Genomic DNA, 18,186 nt, shown 5'->3' on the forward strand with positions numbered 1-18,186 from the left:
GACGGCTCTTGGCGGCGGCCGAAGGTGTGTGGCAGGCTGCCGGTCCCCCGACGAATCAACCATGCGCTGGACCGTGCTCGTGATATTCGCCCTGTTGGGCCTCGTCGGTTGCGCCGGGCCGATCGGCGATCGCTACGGGTCGTACACCCAGCCGCCGCAGCTAGACGATGGCTGGCCAGTCGCGGACGCGGCCGCGAAGGGGGTCGACGTGTCGGCGCTCGAACGGATGAGCCGCGGCTTGGCCAGCCACGGCTTCGTGCAGCTGCGATCGATGCTGCTGGTCCGTGACGGGGCGCTGGTGTTCGAGCTCTATGATCGGCCGTCTCGCGCCCGCGCGCTGCAAGACCTTCGCTCGACCACCAAGAGCGTGACCGGTCTGCTCGTCGCCGAGGCCGCCGCCCGCGGACACCTCGACCTCGACGCGCCCGTCCTGCCCCACCTCACCCCTGATCCCGCGAGCTTCGACGCGGACTGGCAGACCACGACGTGGCGTCAGCTGCTCACGATGCGCAGTGGCCTGGCGTGCAACGACCACGACGCGGGCAGCCCTGGCCACGAAGAGCGGATGTATGCCTCGCGTGATTGGGTCGCGTTTTGGCTGAAGGTGCCACGCGAGGGCCCAGCCGGAGCGCAAGGGCGCTACTGCACGGGCAATGCGGTCGCGCTTGGCCGCGCGCTCGAGAGCGCCGTGGGCGAGCCCGTCGATGCCTGGGCCGCGCGTGTCCTGTTCAGCCCGCTCGGGATCACCGACGCGCGCTGGGCCACCTACGCAGGCGGTGATCGGGTCGACACGGGCGGTCACTTGCGCCTGCGCCCTCGCGACCTCGCCCGGATCGGACAGCTCGTGCTCGAGGGCGGATCGTGGCAGGGCGCTGCCGTGCTCAGCCCGGCAGCGGTCGCGGCCAGCGTCGCCCCGATCAGTCGGCTGGAGGGCAGCGACTACGGGCTATTGTGGTGGGTGTCCACATTCGAATCCGTCGATGGCCGCGCGCTTCGGGTCTGGGAGACCCGCGGCAACGGGGGCCAGCATCTATTTGTGCTGCCCGAGCTCGGGCTCGTCGCAAGCTTTACGGGTGGCGCCTACAACCACCCCGACGCCGCGCTGCCCTACGCGCTGATGGCTCGCCACGTGCTGCCCGCGCTAGGCGTTCAGGTTTCCCCGAACATCTGAGTCTGCGCGCGGCCCAGCTCATGTTCGCCATGTCCAGCTCGCGGTGCCATGTTCCTCGCCGCCCAACTACCCGTCGCCAAACACGACCATGGCGAGGGACAGGTTCGCGTGGACGTTGCCAGCGTTGCCCGCCGGGCCTTGCTCGCCAAAGGTACACAGCCCGAGGATCGGGGCGTCGCCCAGCACGCCAAGGTGCTCTTGCAGGGCGCTGTGCAGATCGTCGCCCACGGCGCCAGCACAGCCCGCGCAGTAGATCAGCAGCGCCGCCCGAACCTCGTGGTCTTCGATCTTGGCCTGCTCGAGCGCACGCTGCAGCAGCAGCGCCACGCTGCCGGTCAGGCGCTGCGGATCACTGTGCATTCGATACAGTCGCTGGCGGTTGTTGACGCGGGCAAACACCGAGACTGCGCCAGTGTCGGCTTCAATCTGGGCCGGGTGGATCGTTAGGTAGTGCATGCCGCGGCCGGTGTCGAGCCGCAGCCCCAGGGGCGCGAGCGCGCTCTGGGTCAGGATCGTCCCGCCCGCCGCAATTTGGTCGGCGATGCTCTCGCCAAGCCACTCGCGCAGCTTGTTCGCGGCGGGCTCACCGTCGAGGGTGAGCAAGCAGCGGTCGTCGGCCTGGGTGACGAGCGCGCTGTCACGGGTCGCCGAATACGGGGCGAGCAGGGCTCCGCCACAGCGAAGCGAGCCGCACACGCCGGCCAGCGAGAGCGCGTTGGCGTGGACCGAGTCATTTGTGATCACCTTCCAGTCGCCGCGCAGCGAGTCGTCGGCCGCGCTGCCACCAAACGCGGGCACCCCCGGGAACACGTCGTTGACACCCGCGAGCAGCCCCTCTTCGGCGCCGGGGGCTGCGTTGAAGAGCAGCAACTTTGGCTGGCTTGGCAGCCGGTCGCGCAGCTGTTCGGCGACGTGACGGCCAGTCGCGCGGGGATCGCCTGCGTCGATCGGCGAGCCGCTCACGCCAAAGCTGACCCCCTCACCCGCGAGCAGCAGCACCCCCAGCGAACCGTTGGGCCCGCGGGTGATACCCCGCGCGCCAAGCAACCCAATCGAAGTGGTGAGTCCATGCAGCGGCACCCGGGGGAGTTGCTCGCGGATCCGCTTTACGACGGCGTGTACGTTGAATCCAACCGTGGTCCCGAGTATCGCCAGGCCAGGCGTCAGGCCCTCGAGCCTCGCCAGCGCGCTGGCGAGCGCTTCGTCGACCGCTTCGGCCTCCGAGGCTGCGACGCTGGTGCCCAATCCTGCGAGAAATCGTGACATCGAGTGGCGAGCAATGCTGCTACACCAAAAGCGTATATCAGCTCTTGCTCGCGTGCAGCGGTTGTTATTGCGCACCCAACTTTGCGCGCGCGCTCAGGTCCCCCAGCGCTGTGACGAGAACGCGACAAACACGGCAACCCAGCGCTCTCGCAGCTTGACGCGGCCATCCTCCACGATCGCGGGGAACCACAGCAGCAGCGCGCCGTCTTGCCACGCGCCATCGCGCTTGGAAAACCCCGCGTCGCTGCCCTGATTCATGTGGACCCGATAGATCCCGGTTGCGGGCCGGAAGCCAAAGTGTGGGTCGGGCTCGTGCGTGGGACCAAAGCGCTCACCGAACGCGTAGATCAGCGCGTCTTCATCACGCAGCGCTCGACCCACCCACAGGTCCAGCAGCTCGTTGAAGTCATCGTCGGGGCCCGGCACATCCCACGGGAGCTCGGACATGCGCTCGCGCGCCAGCAAGTTGTCGCGGACGTAGTCGAGCGCCGCGCCGCCCGAGCTTGGCGCCTGCCCACAAAATCCCAGCGGCAGCGCACGCAAGCGCTCGAGCAGCGGGTGCTCGAAGCGATCGTCGATCAGATAGAGCAGCTGCGAGGCCCCGGCCGAAGACCGCACGCTGACCGACACCCGGTAGTCCTCGCCGTTGTCGACGGCGTGAATGTGGTAGTGCGGCGTCCGCCCACGGCCCTGGCGGCTGGCGATCGGACGGGCCTTGAGCACGCCGTAGCGTTGAAGGGGCATGCGCCACTCTAGCTGGTCTGGGCCGCGGTGAACCCCCGAAATCCCCCTCGCCAGCCCACGCCCGGGACCCGAATCCGCGCCCCCACCCGCCCTGGCGCGCGTCTGAGCAAAAGATCCACGACAGCCGGCTGCAGTGTGAGTAGCATCGCCAAGAACCGTGAACATCATCGCCGCGCTGCTGCTCGCCAGCTTGAACCCAAACATGGATCGGGCGGACAGCGTCCCCGGCTTGGTGACCCGCTCGGTCGTGATCGAGACCCCGCGCGCGCAGCAACGGCTGTTGCGGGGCGACTATGAGCGGCCCGATCGCGTGGTGTTGGTCTACATCGATCTGTGGCCTCGGCTGCTCGATACGCTGGCGAGCCAAGTGTTGGCCAGCGACACCGAGCTGAGCGTGCTGTACCAGCTCGACTCGAGTCGTGGCCAGGCGCGCGCGTGGGTCCGCGCGGTCGAGCGGCGCGAGCGGGCGCGGGGCAGCGCCGGGCAGATCGAGTTTGTCGAGTTTGGCACCGACACGGTCTGGGTCCGCGACTGGGGGCCCTTGCAGCTGACTGATCGGGTCGCTGACCCGCGCGGCATTGACCCGCGAGGGCGGCCACTGTGGCTCGACGCCGACTACATCGACGAGGAGCGCGAGCGGGACGACGAGGCCGCGCTCGCGCTGGCCAGCATCCGCGGCGCCGCGATCGTGCCGCTGCCCCACGAGATCGACGGCGGCGCGTTCATCAGCAACGGCCAGGGCCTGTGCGTATTGACCTTCGGCTACATCGAGTTCGAGGGCTACGTCGAGGGCGAGCTCGAGGACATGCTTGGCCAGCTTGGCTGCTCGGTCACCGCGATCGTCCCAACGATGCTGCGCGAGGAGACCAAGCACGCCGACATGATCGCGCAGTTCGTGAGCCCGACCCGGGTGCTGTTGGCCGAGATCGATCCAGATCTCGATCTCGAAGACTCGCTGCGGCTCGACGAGGCCGAGCTGGGCCTGCGCCGGGCGGGGGCCGCGATGGGTCTCGACCTCGAGGTCGTCCGCGTGCCAACGCCGCCCACCATCAAGAACGTCACGCGCAGCTACGTCAACGGGCTGCGCCTCGGGGATCGCTTCTTGATGCCCAGCTACCCGCGACAGCCCCGCAGCGCCAACCTACAGGCGCGCGCAGTGATAGAAGGGGCGCTCGATGGCGTGGAGGTGGTGATGGTCTCGGTTGACGAGCTCGAGAAGCTTGGCGGCGCGCTGCACTGCGCGGCGCTCGGCGTGTTCGAGGATCGTTGATCGCTGAGCCCGTGTGCCGGTCATGGAGGGTCATGGAGGGTCATGGGCGCAGACAGCCCAGACTCACCAGCATGGTCAGGACCTCGAGCACGTCGGACTCGAGCAGGGATTGATCCGCGCAGCTGCCGATGACCTCGCTCACCGACACGCGCTCCGTCGCGTTGACCCGCTCGAACAGCCCCACCGCAGCCGGGATCGACGTGCGGTCCGGCCATTGAAAGGTTCGGCCGCACACGCCGATGATCAGGTGATCCTCCCAGCGCTCGTACACGATCCGGGCGCCAACGCGCCGCTGTAGCGACGCGTCGCGGGCGACGAAGGCGTGCTCGTCGGGCAGCGGCAGCGCGGCCCTGCCCGCCATGCTCTCGACCTCGAGCGCGGCGATGACCTCGTCGCGTGTGCGCGGCGAAGCGCGATCAATGACCATGCTCAGCGCCATCGAAGGCCCGACGGGCGCGAACCCATGCACGTGGGTGCCCGGCCAGAACACGATGTCGCCGGGCTCGAGCTCGAAGCGCAGCTGGGGCGGCTGGCGTGGGGTTGCGAGGCTGTTGGCGTCCTCGACCCAGCGCGCGTCTTCGCTGGTCAGGGTCAGCCCCTCCCAGAACATCGCGGTGCGCTGGCCGTGCACGACGTACTGAAACACCGCCTCTTGGTGCGGGTCGACGTGAAACCCGAACGGCGTCATTGGATAGTCGCCAACGAAGGCATTGTAGCGATAGCTGCGGGGCCCGGTCAGCGCCAGCACCGGACCCAGCAGGGTCTGCAGCCGCTCGAGCGCGTCAAAGCTGGCGCACTCGAGCCCGGGGGCCTGCATGCCAAACTCACCGCCGAGCGCGGCGTGAGCGTCTTCGACCCACTGCGCGAACTCGTGGTCGGGGGTCGGCAAGAACGGCGCGGGCTCGAGCAGCATCGCGCCGGCCCTGTAGATCTCTGCTGGGCGGCCTGGATCCGGCGCGCCGTAGCTGGGCAGCTCCTCGACATCCAGCCCCCAGCTGCGCTTGAGCGCGTGGATCTTTTGTTGCGAGGTGCCGGCGCGCTCGCGCGGGTGCACGCGCTTGATCCACTCGAACACCTCGGCGGTCTCGAACAGCGGCCCGACCCCGCGCAGCACCGCTGGGCTGCCGTCTTCGTAGAGCGCCCGCAGCTGGTCAGACACGCGAGCGAGCGAGGAGGCGAGGTCGTTGCGACGCGTCACGCCCGTGGGTCTCGCAGCTTTGGCGGGCGGCGTAAAGCCGTGGCGGGTGGTGGCGAGCCTGCATGCGTCAGCGCGAGTCTGGCCGGACGCGCCGCGCGCGTGCTCACTCGGCGAAGCGGTCGTTGAACTCGGCCTTGGGGAAGTCCCAGATCTTGATATTGTCGATCACCCCGTCGAGCCCCTCCCAGTGGTGGCGCTGCCAATCGCCAGAGACCAACCGGCTGCCCAGCCGCAGGACCGCCTCGGGGTGCCAATCGTGCAAGCGCGGGTCGCCGTACCAAGCGGTGCTCGGCAGCGCGACGCCGTTGACGAACACGGCGAGTCGGTCGCTGGGTCGGGGCGCGTCGCCGTTCCAGGACAGGGCCATGTGGACCGGCTTGGTCATGGACCAGCCTGGAATTGTCGCGACTTCATGCACGAACACGCTGGCGATCGTGCTGGCATCGAGGGCGCCGTTGTTGAGCCGGTTTTGCCGGTCATTGAATGTCATGGCAACGTGCGTATTGTAGGGATCATCGGGGATCCCGTAGGACAAGATGTCGACCACGTGGCCGATCGCCGCGTCTTCCCAGTCTGGCTGATACCAAAATTCGATGCAGCCTCGCGCGCCTAGCTGCAACCCCGAGAACGAGATGTAGTTGTCGGGGATGTTGTGATTGCCGGCGCGCGGCTCCGGGCGAAATCCGTCGCCGTGCTGGGCCCGAAACCATGAGACATCGCCGACCACGACCCCGTCGGGTCCGACCTCGCTGTGGGTCACTTCGTGGGCGGAGCCCAGCTTGTTCCACAAGATCAGTCCGCGCAACCCACGAAGATCGACCTGGACGTAGTTGGCGGTGTCCGAGCAGCCGGTGACGCTGGGCCCGTCGGCCCAAGCTTGCGCGTGGCCGTTTGTCCACGACTGGAGGTCGGCGTGGGCGGCGAGCACGATCTGGTCGACCTCCGCGAGTCCAACGTTGGCCAAGTCAACGGTGAGCTCGTGGTGATCGAGCGGTGGATTGAGCGCATGCGTCCACGGAAATTGGTCGACCTCGGGGCAGCCCGACGCGCTCGTTGGGAGCTCCTGAGCGGTCTTCGCCACCGTCACCTGGAGTCGCTCGAGCTGCCAATCACTGGCCGGCATGACGCGCGCGTGCAAGCGGCGAGCCTCCAACCACACCCAGACCTGTCCGATGATCCGTTGGTCAGTGGCGACCAGCGGCACGGCGATCATGTTCGCGCCGCTGCGACCGAGGTGCGGGTTGTACACGACCGCAGACTTGCCTGGGAGGTCTTGCGCTGGGGGGGCGCTCTGGGGCGTGCAACCTGCGATTGCCGCAGCCAGCGCGAGCTGCATGGATCTAGCACCTGCCCTCATTACAACACTCCGCAGATCATTCGTTGCAGTACAGCACCGAAACAGGACGCCGCAAACGCATGCCCTGGCGGTCACGTGGGCGCCGCTGCGCTGGGTTTGCGTGGGGCGATCCGGGACGCCAGCGCATCGGTGATGCACGCGCCGCGCAAGTGTGCGATAGCAGAGCCCATGAGCGAGCGTGAGCCCGTCGTGATGTTCAGTGACTATGCGTGTCCGTGGTGTTATCTCGGTCGCGCCAGGCTGCTGCGCGCAATCGAGCCCGACCGGCCAAGTCTGATCCGCCCGTTTCCGCTCAGCCCCGACACCCCACCGGAGGGCCGCGACATCGTCGAACATCTGCGCGCGAAGGGGATTGACGTCACCCAGGCGCTCGCTCGGCTGATTCCGCTCATGCAGGAAGAGGGCCTCGAGTACCCGACCGATCTCGCTGGCCGCCGGCAGTACAGCACCCGTCGCGCCCAGGAGCTCGCGCTGTGGGCCCAGGATCACGGGACCCACGCGCAGCTCGAGGCGCTGCACGATCGGCTGTTTCGCGCCTACCAGGTCGAGAATTTGGACGTTTACAGCCTCGACGTGCTCGAGCGCCTCGCAACCGAGGTCGGGCTCGACGGTGGAGCGGGGCGCGTTGCGATTGAGCGCGGGGACTATGCGAGCGCGCGCGAGCAGGCGTGGCGCGTCGCCATGCAGGCGGGTATCACGGGCGTGCCCACGTACGTAGTTGGCCAGCAAGGGGTCATGGGCGCGCAGCCGGTGGAGGTGTTGCGCCGGCTGCTGGCGGGATAGACTGCGCACGCAGTGAGTACAGTTGGAAGCACGATGAGCACGGATGCGACCGCCCATTTGTTCGCGGCGCTCGAGCGCGGCGGCCCGGAGCTCGCGTACGAGTTTGCGGGTCAGCGTCTGAGCTGGGCCGATCTCGACGCCCGCGCCCGCAGCTATGCGCAGGCGTTGGCCAGCGCGGGCGTGGTCAAGGGCGAGCGCGTCGTCGTGTATGCGCAGACCTGCCTCGAGCTGGTCGTCGCGCTGTTTGGCAACTACTACCTCGGGGCGATCCACGTCCCGGTCAACCCTCGCTACCGCGAGGCCGAGCTCGCCCACATCCTCGCGGACTCCCGACCCAGCGCGATCGTGTGTGACGTCGAGGGTGAGTCGGTCATGGCGGGGGCGCTCGCCCAGGCCGGGCTCACGCCAACGCCGGTGCGGGTTGGGATTGGCGACGGGGCGGCCGGGCTGGCGTTTGCGAGCTTGCTCGAGTCTGCGCCCACGCCCCGCGAGCGCCCTGGCGATGGCGACGCCGCGCTGATGATCTACACCTCGGGCACCACCGGCCCAAGCAAGGGCGCGCTGCTGTCACACGCCCAGGTGATCAACAACATGCGCGCGCTGACGGGCCTGTGGACCTGGTCGTCACGCGATCGTCTGGTCTTGGCGCTGCCCCTGTTTCATGTCCACGGTCTGTGCATTGGCGTGCATGGTGCCGCGATCCGTGGGATGGCCGTGCTGCTCGAGCGCCGCTTCGATGTCGCCTCGATCGTCGAGCGCTTCGGCGACCACGAGCGCGGTCGCGCCAGCGTGTTCATGGGCGTGCCCACCATGTACACCAGCTTGGTCGAGCACCTGCGCGAGCACCCGGCCGCCGCGGCCAAGCTCGCGTGCGCGCGAATGTTCACCTCGGGCAGCGCGGCGCTCTCGGCCGAGCTGTGGCAAGAGTTCGCAGCGCTGACGGGCCAGCGGATCGTCGAGCGCTACGGCATGACCGAGACGCTGATCACCCTGTCAAACCCGTACATCGGCCAGCGGATCGCCGGCGCCGTGGGCCAGCCCGTGCCCGGGTGTGACGCCGCCGTGATCGACGAGGCTGGCGACGAGCTGCCGCCCGGCGAGTCGGGCGAGCTCATCGTCCACAGCAACGGGCTGATGGACGGATACTGGAACCTCCCCCAGCAGACCGCCGCCACGCGGGTCATCGACCGCGACGGTCGGAGCTGGTTTCGCACGGGCGACATCGCCTACGTGGACCCGCAGGGGTATTTCCACATCGTCGGTCGCAAGTCCGTCGACATCATCAAGTCCGGCGGCTTCAAGATCTCCGCGCGCGAGATCGAAGAGGCGCTCGCCGGCCACCCGGTGGTCTACGAGGTCGCGGTGGTCGGCGTCCCCGATGAAAAGTGGGGCCAGCGGATCGTCGCGTGCGTCGTCCCGGACGCACCGATGGCCGGGATCCTGGACAACCCGGGGGAGCTGCTGCAGTCACTGGTCGCCCTGCACCGCGCGTTGCTGGCAGACTACAAGCAGCCGCGCGGGCTGTACCTGTGCGACGAGCTGCCTCGCAACGCGCTGGGCAAGCTGCAAAAGCACCGGCTGCTCGAGGCGATCGAGCGCGACGGGCTCAATGCCGAGGGCGAGGGCTCGTAGGAAGTTTGCGGGGCTGGTATCGTCCGCCTCGCGCATGGACGTCGTGCTCCTCACCAGTATCCTGAGCAACACCAACCGGCTGTACCGCCCGTGGGGCCCGTACCAGCTGGCTTGGTATCTGCGTGAGCACGGCTATCAGGTCCAGGTCCTCGACTTCCTGCACAAGTACGAGAAGTCCAAGATCCTCGCCATGGTCTCGAAGTTCATCGGCCCCGAGACCAAGATCGTTGGCTGGAACTGCATGTTCATGCCCGGCGACGAGAAGTGGTGGATCAAGCTGATCTGCGAAGAGATCATTCCGGTGCTGCGCCGCCGGTTTCCCCACGTCAACTTTGTCACGGGCGGGGCCGCGGTCCACCAGGTCAACCGGCTGTACCGCAATCGCCGGGTGTTCGACTACCTGTTCTACGGCCACGCAGAGGACACCCTGCTCGCCTTTTGTGAGCACGTGTACCGCGGCAAGAGCCTGCCCGACACGGAGATCGTGCTGGGCAACAAGGTCATCCGCGAGACCGTGCCCTTGCTGCAATTGCGCAAGCGGTTTCAGATCGAAGAGTGCGCCCACGTCTGGCACGAGCGCGACTGCATCGCGCCCGGCGAGAGCCTGCCAATCGAGATGGCGCGCGGTTGCATCTTCAAGTGTAAATTTTGTCGGTATCCCTATATTGGCAAGAGCAAGAACGACTTTGGCCGGCGCATTGAATTTGTGCGCGACGAGATCATCCAGAATCACGAGCGCTTTGGGACCCGCAATTACTACATGTTGGAGGACACCTTCAACGACAGCAACGACAAGGTCAACGCCTTCGCCGAGATGTCGCAGCAGCTCTCGTTTCGCCTGGGCTTCGCCGCGTACTTGCGCCCTGACCTGATCTGGAGCTTTTCCGGGCAGGCGGAAAAACTGCGCGACGCCGGCCTGGTCTCGGGCTTCTTGGGGGTCGAGAGCCTGGGCGAGCAGAGCAGCCGCCTGATCGGCAAGGCCTGGAGCGGCCAGCATGCGCGTGCGTGGCTGCCCAAGCTCTATCATGACATCTGGCAGGGCCAGGTCACGTTTCGGACCAGCCTGATCATTGGGATCCCGCCGGACACCCGCGAGGATCTATACGACACCCACAAATGGGCCGTCGACAACGGCATGCCCAACTGGAAGTGGCACGTCCTCAACGTCAACCGCGACCACCAGAGCGGCTGGATCAGCGAGTTCGACAAGAACGCCGACAGCTACGGGTTTGACTGGTACACCGAGTACGGCAAGACCCGGTGGAAGACCAGCGTCATGACCTGGCGCGACGCCAAGAACCTCCAGGCCGAGCTCGAGACCCTGGGCAAGCCGCACCAGATGCAAGATTGCTGGGGGCTGATCGAGCGGGGTACCTTTGGGTATGATCTGGCGGAGGACAAGCACTTGCTGATCGTAAAGATGGATCGCAAGGACGCGGCCACGCGGCGCGGGCAGTTCTTGGATCAGTACTACGAACGGGTGATGGCGCTGCCAGCGTAGGCTTGGCGGCGCCGGGGCTGATCGGCGTGCTTGGCGACGGCCGCGAAGACCCTGCGCGTTGCCGCGGGGCTGACTGCAACTAGATTTTGACCATGCTGACCCACACCGTGTTTTCACTCGCGCTCTCCGCGTCGGTATCTCCGCCGTACCAGCCGCTAGTGCTCGCGGACGAGTACACTGCACCTGACGGTCACCGCACGCGGTGGGCGTCTGTGACCTACACGTTGCCGGATGGCCAAGCGGCGGAGGTTGTCTTGATTGCTGACGACGCAGACCGCGGCGATGGCTACGTCTATGTTGATGGCGAAGCGATTGTCCACTCGAGTTGGGACGCGTCCCGTGGTGTCGAGAACTGGACGTCCACTGTTCCAGGTAGCGACGGATTGGCCGCGGCCGCTCTAATCGCACTCTCGGACGGCCCCGCTGAAGAACTGCTCGACGCGTTTAGCGAGGGGCCCCAAGAGTTCCCGTGCAGCGAGTGGGGGAAGAAGGTTCTGCGAGCAGGTCGATATATCTGGACGGGCATGGTGGCGGCCAGCGTCGGTGCGTGCTGCGTCGAGACGGCGTTCTTTGGTTGCGCGCTGTGCTCCGGCGCTGGCGCGATGGCGGGGATGGCGGGCAACGAGGCGCTGGGAGGGTACTGTGACTGACGAGGACTCGCTCACGTTTCCGTTCAGGGGCTCGCGCTTCCGAATTGTTGTTGCGATCGTGGCCCCCTTGATTGTAGTCGCGGTGGCGCAGCTCAACCTCCCACTGTGGGCAGCCGGCTTGCTCGCGGCAGGGCTCATCTTGGTGGTGTTCGGTACTCTGCAGGCCGTGCTTCGCGCTCGATACCGACGCTGATTGTGAAAGTCCTAGTATCCGGCGACGACGCCGATTGCATAGGCGACCCACAGATACACGACATACAGCATACGATCGGCCGCATCGGGACCCGTCAGGCGACGAGCGGAGCGCCACATCGCTATTGACGCCACGACCATGATCGCCAACCAGAATCCCGCCCACCAGCGTCCTGCGAGCGCGGGCACGATGGCAAAATAGATAGCCGTGCAGCCAAGTGCGGCGGCCAATACGGCGATGCGTCGCGGGGTTGGCGTCAGTGGGTCGGGCACTCGATGTCCTCGAGCTCATCACTGAGGAACGGAACACGCTCGCACGTGAGCATCGTTGTTGTGAGCGCTCCGTGGACCATGCTCGAACTCTAGCCGTCGGGATCCCAGGTGCCAGAACTGGAGCAGCGCAATTGCGTCGCCGATCGGGCGAGCGAGCCGCCCGCCGCGAGTCGTTACGAGAGCGGGCCGGATCAGTTGTGCCGCAGCGCCGGCAACTCGTTGCGGATCGCCTGCTCGACCTCGTTCCACAGCCGAATCCGCGCCTCGAGGGCCTCGATCGCGGCCTGCTCGGCCTCGTGGATGTGGACGGGGTCGTGGTCGCAGAGCGTCTCGACCAAGGTGATCGCGGCCGGGCCGTGGTGCTCGCCGTCGACCTCGATGTGCCGCTGTAGATAATAGTGAAACTTGGGCGCCACGACCTCCGAGAGCTCGAGCCGGTCCGCGATGTGCTGGAACATCTGCGGGATCACCTTCTCGCGCCCAAAGCAAAACGCAGCCGCGACGATGTGGGGTTCGCCCGTGTCAATGAATTCAAAGGTCCGGTTCATGAAGCGCAAGCTGGGCGCGGGCACGTTCATGTTCTCCAGCGCATACCGAACGCCGTCGGTCATCACACAATTGACAAAGTCCTCGAGGCTGGTTGGATCGGCCCCGACCTCCAGCATCGCCTGGCAGTAAAGATCATGGTGGCTGATCGAGCTCTCGCCGTCCATGTCGATGTCGCTCTCCTCGGACAGCACAATCTCGTTGATCAGCCGCGCGGCGCCGCTGCGGATCCAGCGGGTGGGCACCCAGCAAGTGGTGCTGGGGCAGACATGGTGTTGCAGCCCCTTGGCCAGGCTCATGAAGTCCCACACCGCAAACACGTGGTGCTCCATGAATACGTGGAGCGCATCAATGCTGTTGATCACGTCACCGCTGAGGAGCGGGTGCGCGTAGAGCTGCTCGGTCTTGGCTTTGATCTTGCCCAGCGGGAGTTTCATGTTGGTCTCAGGTCGTTGAAGCAGGGGCCGTGAGCACCCGACGAAGCCAGGCTTCGAGGGTGATCAACAGCCAGATCTTGGGCCCCCGTCGCTCGCGCAGGCCGGTCGTCTTGGGGCTCAGCAGCCGCTCGAGGTAGGCGCGCTCGAAGATGCCAAATTGGGGAAGACCCTCGAGCAGGCGCTCGCGCGCGTAGCTGCGCAGCGGGCCGTAAAACCATGACTCCACCGGCACGCCCATGCCGCTCTTGGGCCGGTCGAGGATCGGCCGCGGGAGCAGGTCCTCGACGGCGGCCTTGAGCAGGTACTTCTCGACCGCGCCGTACAGCTTGAGCTGGGGCGGGATCGTGAACGCGTTCTCCACGACTTGGCGATCCAACAAGGGCGAGCGGCCGCGCACGCCAAAGCTGCCGCTGAGCGCGTCAACCTTGGGCAGAATGTGATGACCTGCCTTGAGCACCAGGTTCATCATCATCAGCTTGTTGACGAAGGTGCCCCAGCGGGTATCGGCGAACAGCGGGGCGAGCTCGCGCTCGAGCACGTCGTTGGCGATCCGCTCGCGGGCGTCTGCGGTCAGGAACGCGCCAATGTCATCGTAGGCCCGCTCGTGGGCGCGCAGGTAGGTGCGCTCGCGGGCGAAGGGATCGCCCGGGGCGTTCTTGGCGTCACCGTAGAGCTCGGCCAGGACCATGGGCAGGTTCTTGGGGCCGCCAAAGCAGGGATCGCCGCCCTCGCCGTTGAGCAGCACGCCAACGTGCTCGGTCACCTCGCGGAACAACAGGCCATTGGGGACGGACAGCGGGTCGCCAACCGGGCGGTCGAAGCAAGCGGCGACGTCGTCCATGTGATGCACGACGGCCTGCGGTGTGATCTCGAGGATCGTGTGGTCGGTCCCGCAGTGCTCGGCCACGAGGGTGCTCCAGGCCAGCTCGTTGGGGTATTTGTCGCCAAACGAGATCGAGAAGGTCTTCAGCGGGGCCTTCGAGACGTGACGCGCGACCGCGACCACGAGGCTGGAGTCGAGGCCGCCCGAGAGACTGCAGCCGGCGACCTCGCCCGCGGGGAGCCGCCTTCGCACTGCCGTCTCGATCTTTTGGCGCAGGTCCGCGCGCAGGTGCTCGGCCTGCGAGACTGGCAACATCTGGGTCTCGGCGGGGGGCGACCAATAGGGCGTGCGCGTCACTCCGGTGGTCGTGAGGCGGACGATCTCGCCGGGCATCACCGCGCTGATCCCCTCGACGAGGGTGCGCTCGCCCGGCACGTAGGCGCAGGCCAAGTACTGGGCGACTCCCACCGGGTCGATCGTGCGCGGGACCAGCCCGGTGGCGAGCAGGGCCCTCACGGTCGAGGCGAAGGCGTAGCCGTGGGGCGTCAGGGCGTAGAACAAGCTGCGCTCGCCGACGGGATCCCGGGCGAGGCACAGCCCACGATCGGCGTCGAACCAGGCAAGCGCGAACGCCCCGTCGATCTCGCGCAGACCCTTGGCATTCAGTCGCGTCGCAAAAGCCTCCGCCGAGGCGACGTGCCGGGCACCGAGCCAGCACGCGTCAAAGTCGGCGACGAATTGGCCCGGCTGCCCACCCTCGAGCACGCTGGCGTTGGCACCCAGCGCTGCGATCAGGGCCTCGCGCGGCCCAGCACCGATCGGGCCCACGCAGCCGCCGATCCGCCCGACCGGGCGACGGCGCGCCGACTCGAAGCGCCCCGGATCCGCCGACACCACACGCACGATCAGTCGACCTCCTCGCCCGCCGCGATCCGCTTGTGCTTGCCGGGGCCAAGCAGCTCTTTGTCGGTGTACACCTCGCCCACGCGGGGCCCGTTTGGGAGGTCGAGCAGCGCGCCGTAGCGCCGGCTCGCGCGGAACAGCCGACGCATCGCCTTCTCGGGCCGGACCACGGCGAAGTCCAACATGTAGCGCGACAGCCACTGCGCGTCTGGGTCGTCGGCGTTCGCGGACTCGCCGATCGGCTCGCGCGCCTGCCACAGCTCACCGTAGAGCTCGCGGTGGGCCGGCGTCAGCCCGGCGTCGACGACGTAGCCATGCTCGCGAAACCACCCATCCTCGGTCACGAGTCGGCGCGGCAGCTGGCAACCCTCGCTCGAGGCGTCGTGGATCGCGATCACGATGATCTGCGGGTTCTTGTGCAGCATGGCGCGGATCATCTCGAAGCGTCCCGCTGGGTGACCATCGATCGAGAGCACCGCCGAGTTGGTCTCGAAGTGGAAGTTGTTGCACAGCAAGAAGTCGACGATCCACGCGTGATCGGTGATCACCACGCGGTCGAACGAGTAGTCGCCAATGTCGTCTTCGCGCAGGGTTGGCGCGGCGGCCTGGGTTGGCCACGGCGTCACGATCATCGCGGGCGCGCCGTGGACCGCCAACCACCGGGCCCAGAGCTGCTCGAACACGCCGCGGGCGACGGGCCCAAGCGTGCGGCACAGCTCGTAGTACAGCTGCCCCTCTGTAAAGCGCAGCTTCCCCTCGGCCGAGACCCGATCGATCGTGCGGGCGAACATCTTGTCTGAGACCGGGTCCCCCGCGCGAGGCGAGAACGCGATCTCAGCGCCGCAATTGGGGCAACGCCTGTCGTTGCTTGGGCCCGATCCTCGGGCGCGCGAGCCGGTGCCGCATCGAATGCAGTTCATGGTGTGTGTTGCCCCTTTCCACGCCCGTCGATGTACGCGCGCATCCACAATTCCAGCATCAGCAGCGCCCACAGCTTCTCGCCGATCCGGCGCGGTCGCAATTCATGGGAAAGGTCCCGGCCGGCGCGCAATCGGGCGATGTACGCGGGGCGAAACAATCCGCGCCGGGCGACCGCGTTGGGCCCCAGCAGCTCGCGGGCGAGTTCGTGGAGCGGGCCAAGCACCCAATCGGTCGTTGGCACGCACATCCCCGACTTTTGCCGCCACACGATCTCGCTGGGCAGCCGGCCGGACATGGCCCGCTTGAGCACCGCCTTCTCGCACACACCCTGCAGCTTGTGGCGGGGATGGAGGGTAAACGAGTGCTCGGTCAGCGCGCGGTCGAACAGCGGCGAGCGGACGTCCAGCCCAAAGCTGCCTGCGATCCGCTCGGCCCGCGGCATGATGTTGTCGAAGCCCTTGATCGCAATGTCGGTGTTGCGCAGCCGGCCCATGAAGGTGGTGAGCCCGGGGCGGTCCAGCTCGCGCTCGAGCAGGGCGAGGCGCTCGTCCGGCTCGTCGGTGCCAGCGGGGGCGTGGATCGTGGCGGCGAATTCCTGGGTATAGAGATCGTCCTCGAGCCGGTAGAAGCGGTGGTAGGCCCCAAGGTAGGCCCGCGCGCGGGTCCGTGCGCTGGGCGTGGGGGTATAGACCTCGGCCGCGATCATGGGCTTGTTGGTCCAGCCACCAAACAGCTGATCCCCGCCTTCGCCGTTGAACACCGCCGTGATCCCGTCGCCGCTGGCGGCCCGGGCCAGCAAGTAGTGGGGCCCCGTCACGCCGTCGCCAAACGGAAGGTCCATGCGCCACGCCAGGTCGCTCAGGATCGGGGCGACCGCGTCCGGGCTGGCGTCCACGAAGCTCAGGGGCAAGCCCAGCGACTTGGCCACGAGCGCGGCCTCGTCACGCTCGACGCTGTGCTCGCCAAAGTCCAGGGTGTACGCGCGGACCGGGACGTTCAGCTCGTACAGCCACCTGCCGATCGCCGACGAGTCCAGACCCCCCGAGAGGTACAGGCCCACGTTGCTGCAGCTGGGCAGCCGGCCCTTCACCGCCGCCTGCGACAGCGCCTCGACGGCTGCGGTCGCGGCCGCGTCGTCTTCTAGGGCGGGGTCGAGGGCTTCGACCAAGCGCAGGTAGGGCCGCTCGGTCCACGCGCCTCGCTGCAGTTCGCTGATCCGTCCGGGCGAGACCCGCCGGACCCCTTGGACCGGCATGCGATCACCCGCAACGAACGAGAAGGTCAGGTAGCTGTGAATCGCCTGCGGATCGATCTGGACAGGCAGCGTGGGGATTGCCAGCAGCTGCTTGAGCTCGCTGGCGAAGTAGACGACGCCGCGATGCTCGACCCAGTAGATCGAGCGCAGACCAAATGGATCGCAGATGATCGTGAGCCGGCCCGCGTCGTGATCCCAGGCCGCCGCGGCAAAGCTACCGTCAAGGCTGTTGCGGGTGGGATCGCGGCTCTGCACGCAGTCCAAGATCGCGTGGGCAGGGCAGGGCACGGTTGGCGCGAGGTCCCCCGCGCAGGCGATCGTGAACGGACCGCGGGCGAGGATCGACGCTGCCTGGCCCGGACGACCGCGCCAGCTTCGATAGCCAAGCGCCGCGCCCGGCGGGAACGCGCGCTCGATCTGATCACCGCGGTGGCCGATCGCGTCGAGCATGAGATCCAGCGTTGCCGGGTCTGCCGCGCCGACCCACCCGGAGATCCCACTCAAAGCAGCAGCCTCGTTGCCATGGTCAGCGCAGGCTCAGCCCAACAGCCGCAGCCGAAAGTCCATGGCGATCGTGCGGTTGCCGGCCTCTTTTGCGGCGGCTTGGGCTGCGAACTGGGCCGTGCGCGCGAGCTCGACGATCAGGCCGTCGATCGCGTCGGCGTTGGGGTCGTCCGAGCATGGCGTGCTCTGTGACTCGAGCCTGCGCAAGCTCGCGAGCGCGGCGCTGGCCTTGGCCACGGCTTCGTCGCCGCCCGAGTTGGACACGACCGCTTGGATCTCTGGCTCGCCCAGGGTCTCGATCAGCAGCTCGAGATCCTTGGCGTAGATCTGATCGTCACCGCCCGGCTGCGAGGTCTGCGTGAGCACCTGCTTGATCACCGTCATCACGTCCTGCGTGTCCGGCCCGCCCGTGGCCCGCAGCCGCCGGTAGGTGCTCGACAGCACCGAGCGCGCGCGGGCGCGGGCGTTCTTGGCCTCCGTCAGGCCCAGCACGTAGGTGGAGTCGGTGACCTTGAGCCCGGCGCGGGCGCGGCTGGTCTTGTTGCGGGCGGCCGCGGCCTCTCGCGCGGCGGCGAGCAGCTTGGCGTCGTCGTTGCTGAACCCGTGCAGGCGCAGCTGGTCCCCAAACCGACCGTGCGCAGCCAAGGTCTGACCCGCCTGGGCCAGCACCTCTTCGGTGCCAAACCGGCGACCGATCCGGGCGAGAAACGCACGCCCGGTCTCGGACATCGAAGCAAGGGGATCGAGCGACATGGCGGGG

16 protein-coding genes are annotated in these 18,186 nt (G+C 67.4%); 6 read left to right on the forward strand and 10 right to left on the reverse strand.

The features are described 5' to 3' along the window. Nucleotides 1-61 precede the first annotated feature (61 nt). On the forward strand, nt 62-1,171 hold the full coding sequence (locus DB30_RS00280; protein WP_052545903.1) for a serine hydrolase domain-containing protein: 1,110 nt from the start codon (nt 62-64) through the stop codon (nt 1,169-1,171). Between the two features lie 66 nt (nt 1,172-1,237). On the opposite strand, the gene DB30_RS00285 is transcribed toward DB30_RS00280, so the two are convergent. Together DB30_RS00285 and DB30_RS00290 are read right to left on the reverse strand one after the other, a co-directional pair. Further along, nucleotides 1,238-2,437 (reverse strand): FIST signal transduction protein, encoded by a 1,200-nt coding sequence (locus tag DB30_RS00285; protein ID WP_146657724.1) that lies wholly within the window; start codon nt 2,435-2,437, stop codon nt 1,238-1,240. Nucleotides 2,438-2,530: 93 nt separating this feature from the next. Then, nucleotides 2,531-3,181 carry a YukJ family protein gene (locus DB30_RS00290; RefSeq protein ID WP_052545905.1) on the reverse strand — a complete coding sequence of 217 codons (651 nt, stop codon included), beginning with the start codon at nt 3,179-3,181 and terminating at the stop codon, nt 2,531-2,533. Between the two features lie 157 nt (nt 3,182-3,338). Between DB30_RS00290 and DB30_RS00295 the strand changes: the two genes are divergently transcribed. Continuing rightward, a complete protein-coding gene (locus DB30_RS00295) occupies nt 3,339-4,451 on the forward strand; it encodes an agmatine deiminase family protein (protein ID WP_052545906.1) in 1,113 nt (370 codons plus the stop codon). A 40-nt stretch (nt 4,452-4,491) separates the two neighbouring features. On the opposite strand, the gene DB30_RS00300 is transcribed toward DB30_RS00295, so the two are convergent. Next, nucleotides 4,492-5,649, reverse strand: coding sequence for a hypothetical protein (locus tag DB30_RS00300; protein ID WP_052545907.1), 1,158 nt, complete (start codon nt 5,647-5,649; stop codon nt 4,492-4,494). A 103-nt stretch (nt 5,650-5,752) separates the two neighbouring features. Beyond that, nucleotides 5,753-6,898, reverse strand: coding sequence for a hypothetical protein (locus DB30_RS00305; RefSeq protein ID WP_165703558.1), 1,146 nt, complete (start codon nt 6,896-6,898; stop codon nt 5,753-5,755). Between the two features lie 276 nt (nt 6,899-7,174). Between DB30_RS00305 and DB30_RS00310 the strand changes: the two genes are divergently transcribed. From DB30_RS00310 to DB30_RS00325, 4 genes are all read left to right on the forward strand, one after another. Continuing rightward, nucleotides 7,175-7,789: a DsbA family oxidoreductase gene (locus tag DB30_RS00310; RefSeq protein ID WP_052545909.1), complete on the forward strand. Its 615-nt coding sequence runs from the start codon at nt 7,175-7,177 to the stop codon at nt 7,787-7,789. 33 nt (nt 7,790-7,822) lie between these two features. Then, a complete protein-coding gene (locus DB30_RS00315) occupies nt 7,823-9,421 on the forward strand; it encodes a class I adenylate-forming enzyme family protein (RefSeq protein ID WP_146657728.1) in 1,599 nt (532 codons plus the stop codon). A gap of 34 nt (nt 9,422-9,455) precedes the next feature. Continuing rightward, entirely contained in the window at nt 9,456-10,922 is a 1,467-nt protein-coding gene (locus tag DB30_RS00320) for a B12-binding domain-containing radical SAM protein (RefSeq protein ID WP_052545911.1), read from the forward strand. A 92-nt stretch (nt 10,923-11,014) separates the two neighbouring features. After that, a complete protein-coding gene (locus DB30_RS00325; protein WP_052545912.1) occupies nt 11,015-11,572 on the forward strand; it encodes a hypothetical protein in 558 nt (185 codons plus the stop codon). A 204-nt stretch (nt 11,573-11,776) separates the two neighbouring features. Here DB30_RS00325 and DB30_RS00330 read toward each other — a convergent pair whose 3' ends face one another. The 6 genes from DB30_RS00330 to DB30_RS00355 all read right to left on the reverse strand — a co-directional run bounded on the left by DB30_RS00330 (nt 11,777) and on the right by DB30_RS00355 (nt 18,179). Further along, nucleotides 11,777-12,037 carry a hypothetical protein gene (locus tag DB30_RS00330; RefSeq protein ID WP_146657729.1) on the reverse strand — a complete coding sequence of 87 codons (261 nt, stop codon included), beginning with the start codon at nt 12,035-12,037 and terminating at the stop codon, nt 11,777-11,779. A 191-nt stretch (nt 12,038-12,228) separates the two neighbouring features. Beyond that, on the reverse strand, nt 12,229-13,020 hold the full coding sequence (locus tag DB30_RS00335) for a DUF3050 domain-containing protein (protein WP_052545915.1): 792 nt from the start codon (nt 13,018-13,020) through the stop codon (nt 12,229-12,231). Between the two features lie 7 nt (nt 13,021-13,027). After that, entirely contained in the window at nt 13,028-14,746 is a 1,719-nt protein-coding gene (locus DB30_RS00340) for an asparagine synthetase B family protein (RefSeq protein ID WP_165703559.1), read from the reverse strand. Between the two features lie 2 nt (nt 14,747-14,748). Further along, nucleotides 14,749-15,537 carry a hypothetical protein gene (locus DB30_RS00345; RefSeq protein ID WP_052545917.1) on the reverse strand — a complete coding sequence of 263 codons (789 nt, stop codon included), beginning with the start codon at nt 15,535-15,537 and terminating at the stop codon, nt 14,749-14,751. A gap of 125 nt (nt 15,538-15,662) precedes the next feature. Further along, nucleotides 15,663-17,426, reverse strand: coding sequence for an asparagine synthetase B family protein (locus tag DB30_RS00350; protein ID WP_052545918.1), 1,764 nt, complete (start codon nt 17,424-17,426; stop codon nt 15,663-15,665). Nucleotides 17,427-17,459: 33 nt separating this feature from the next. Beyond that, the gene (locus tag DB30_RS00355; protein ID WP_146657731.1) at nt 17,460-18,179 is read right to left on the reverse strand and encodes a hypothetical protein; all 720 of its coding nucleotides are present in this window, start codon (nt 18,177-18,179) and stop codon (nt 17,460-17,462) included. Between the last annotated feature and the right edge of the window lie 7 nt (nt 18,180-18,186).

It is taken from the genome of Enhygromyxa salina, from assembly GCF_000737335.2.
GTDB lineage: Bacteria > Myxococcota_A > Polyangia > Nannocystales > Nannocystaceae > Plesiocystis > Plesiocystis salina_C.

Excerpts from the sequence above, each read along its gene's own strand:
- DB30_RS00280 (WP_052545903.1), top strand. The coding sequence starts at position 62 with ATGCGCTGGACCGTGCTCGTGATATTCGCCCTGTTGGGCCTCGTCGGT.
- DB30_RS00285 (WP_146657724.1), bottom strand. The coding sequence starts at position 2,437 with ATGTCACGATTTCTCGCAGGATTGGGCACCAGCGTCGCAGCCTCGGAG.
- DB30_RS00290 (WP_052545905.1), bottom strand. The coding sequence starts at position 3,181 with ATGCCCCTTCAACGCTACGGCGTGCTCAAGGCCCGTCCGATCGCCAGC.
- DB30_RS00310 (WP_052545909.1), top strand. The coding sequence starts at position 7,175 with ATGAGCGAGCGTGAGCCCGTCGTGATGTTCAGTGACTATGCGTGTCCG.
- DB30_RS00315 (WP_146657728.1), top strand. The coding sequence starts at position 7,823 with ATGAGCACGGATGCGACCGCCCATTTGTTCGCGGCGCTCGAGCGCGGC.
- DB30_RS00320 (WP_052545911.1), top strand. The coding sequence starts at position 9,456 with ATGGACGTCGTGCTCCTCACCAGTATCCTGAGCAACACCAACCGGCTG.
- DB30_RS00325 (WP_052545912.1), top strand. The coding sequence starts at position 11,015 with ATGCTGACCCACACCGTGTTTTCACTCGCGCTCTCCGCGTCGGTATCT.
- DB30_RS00335 (WP_052545915.1), bottom strand. The coding sequence starts at position 13,020 with ATGAAACTCCCGCTGGGCAAGATCAAAGCCAAGACCGAGCAGCTCTAC.
- DB30_RS00345 (WP_052545917.1), bottom strand. The coding sequence starts at position 15,537 with ATGTTCGCCCGCACGATCGATCGGGTCTCGGCCGAGGGGAAGCTGCGC.
- DB30_RS00355 (WP_146657731.1), bottom strand. The coding sequence starts at position 18,179 with ATGTCGCTCGATCCCCTTGCTTCGATGTCCGAGACCGGGCGTGCGTTT.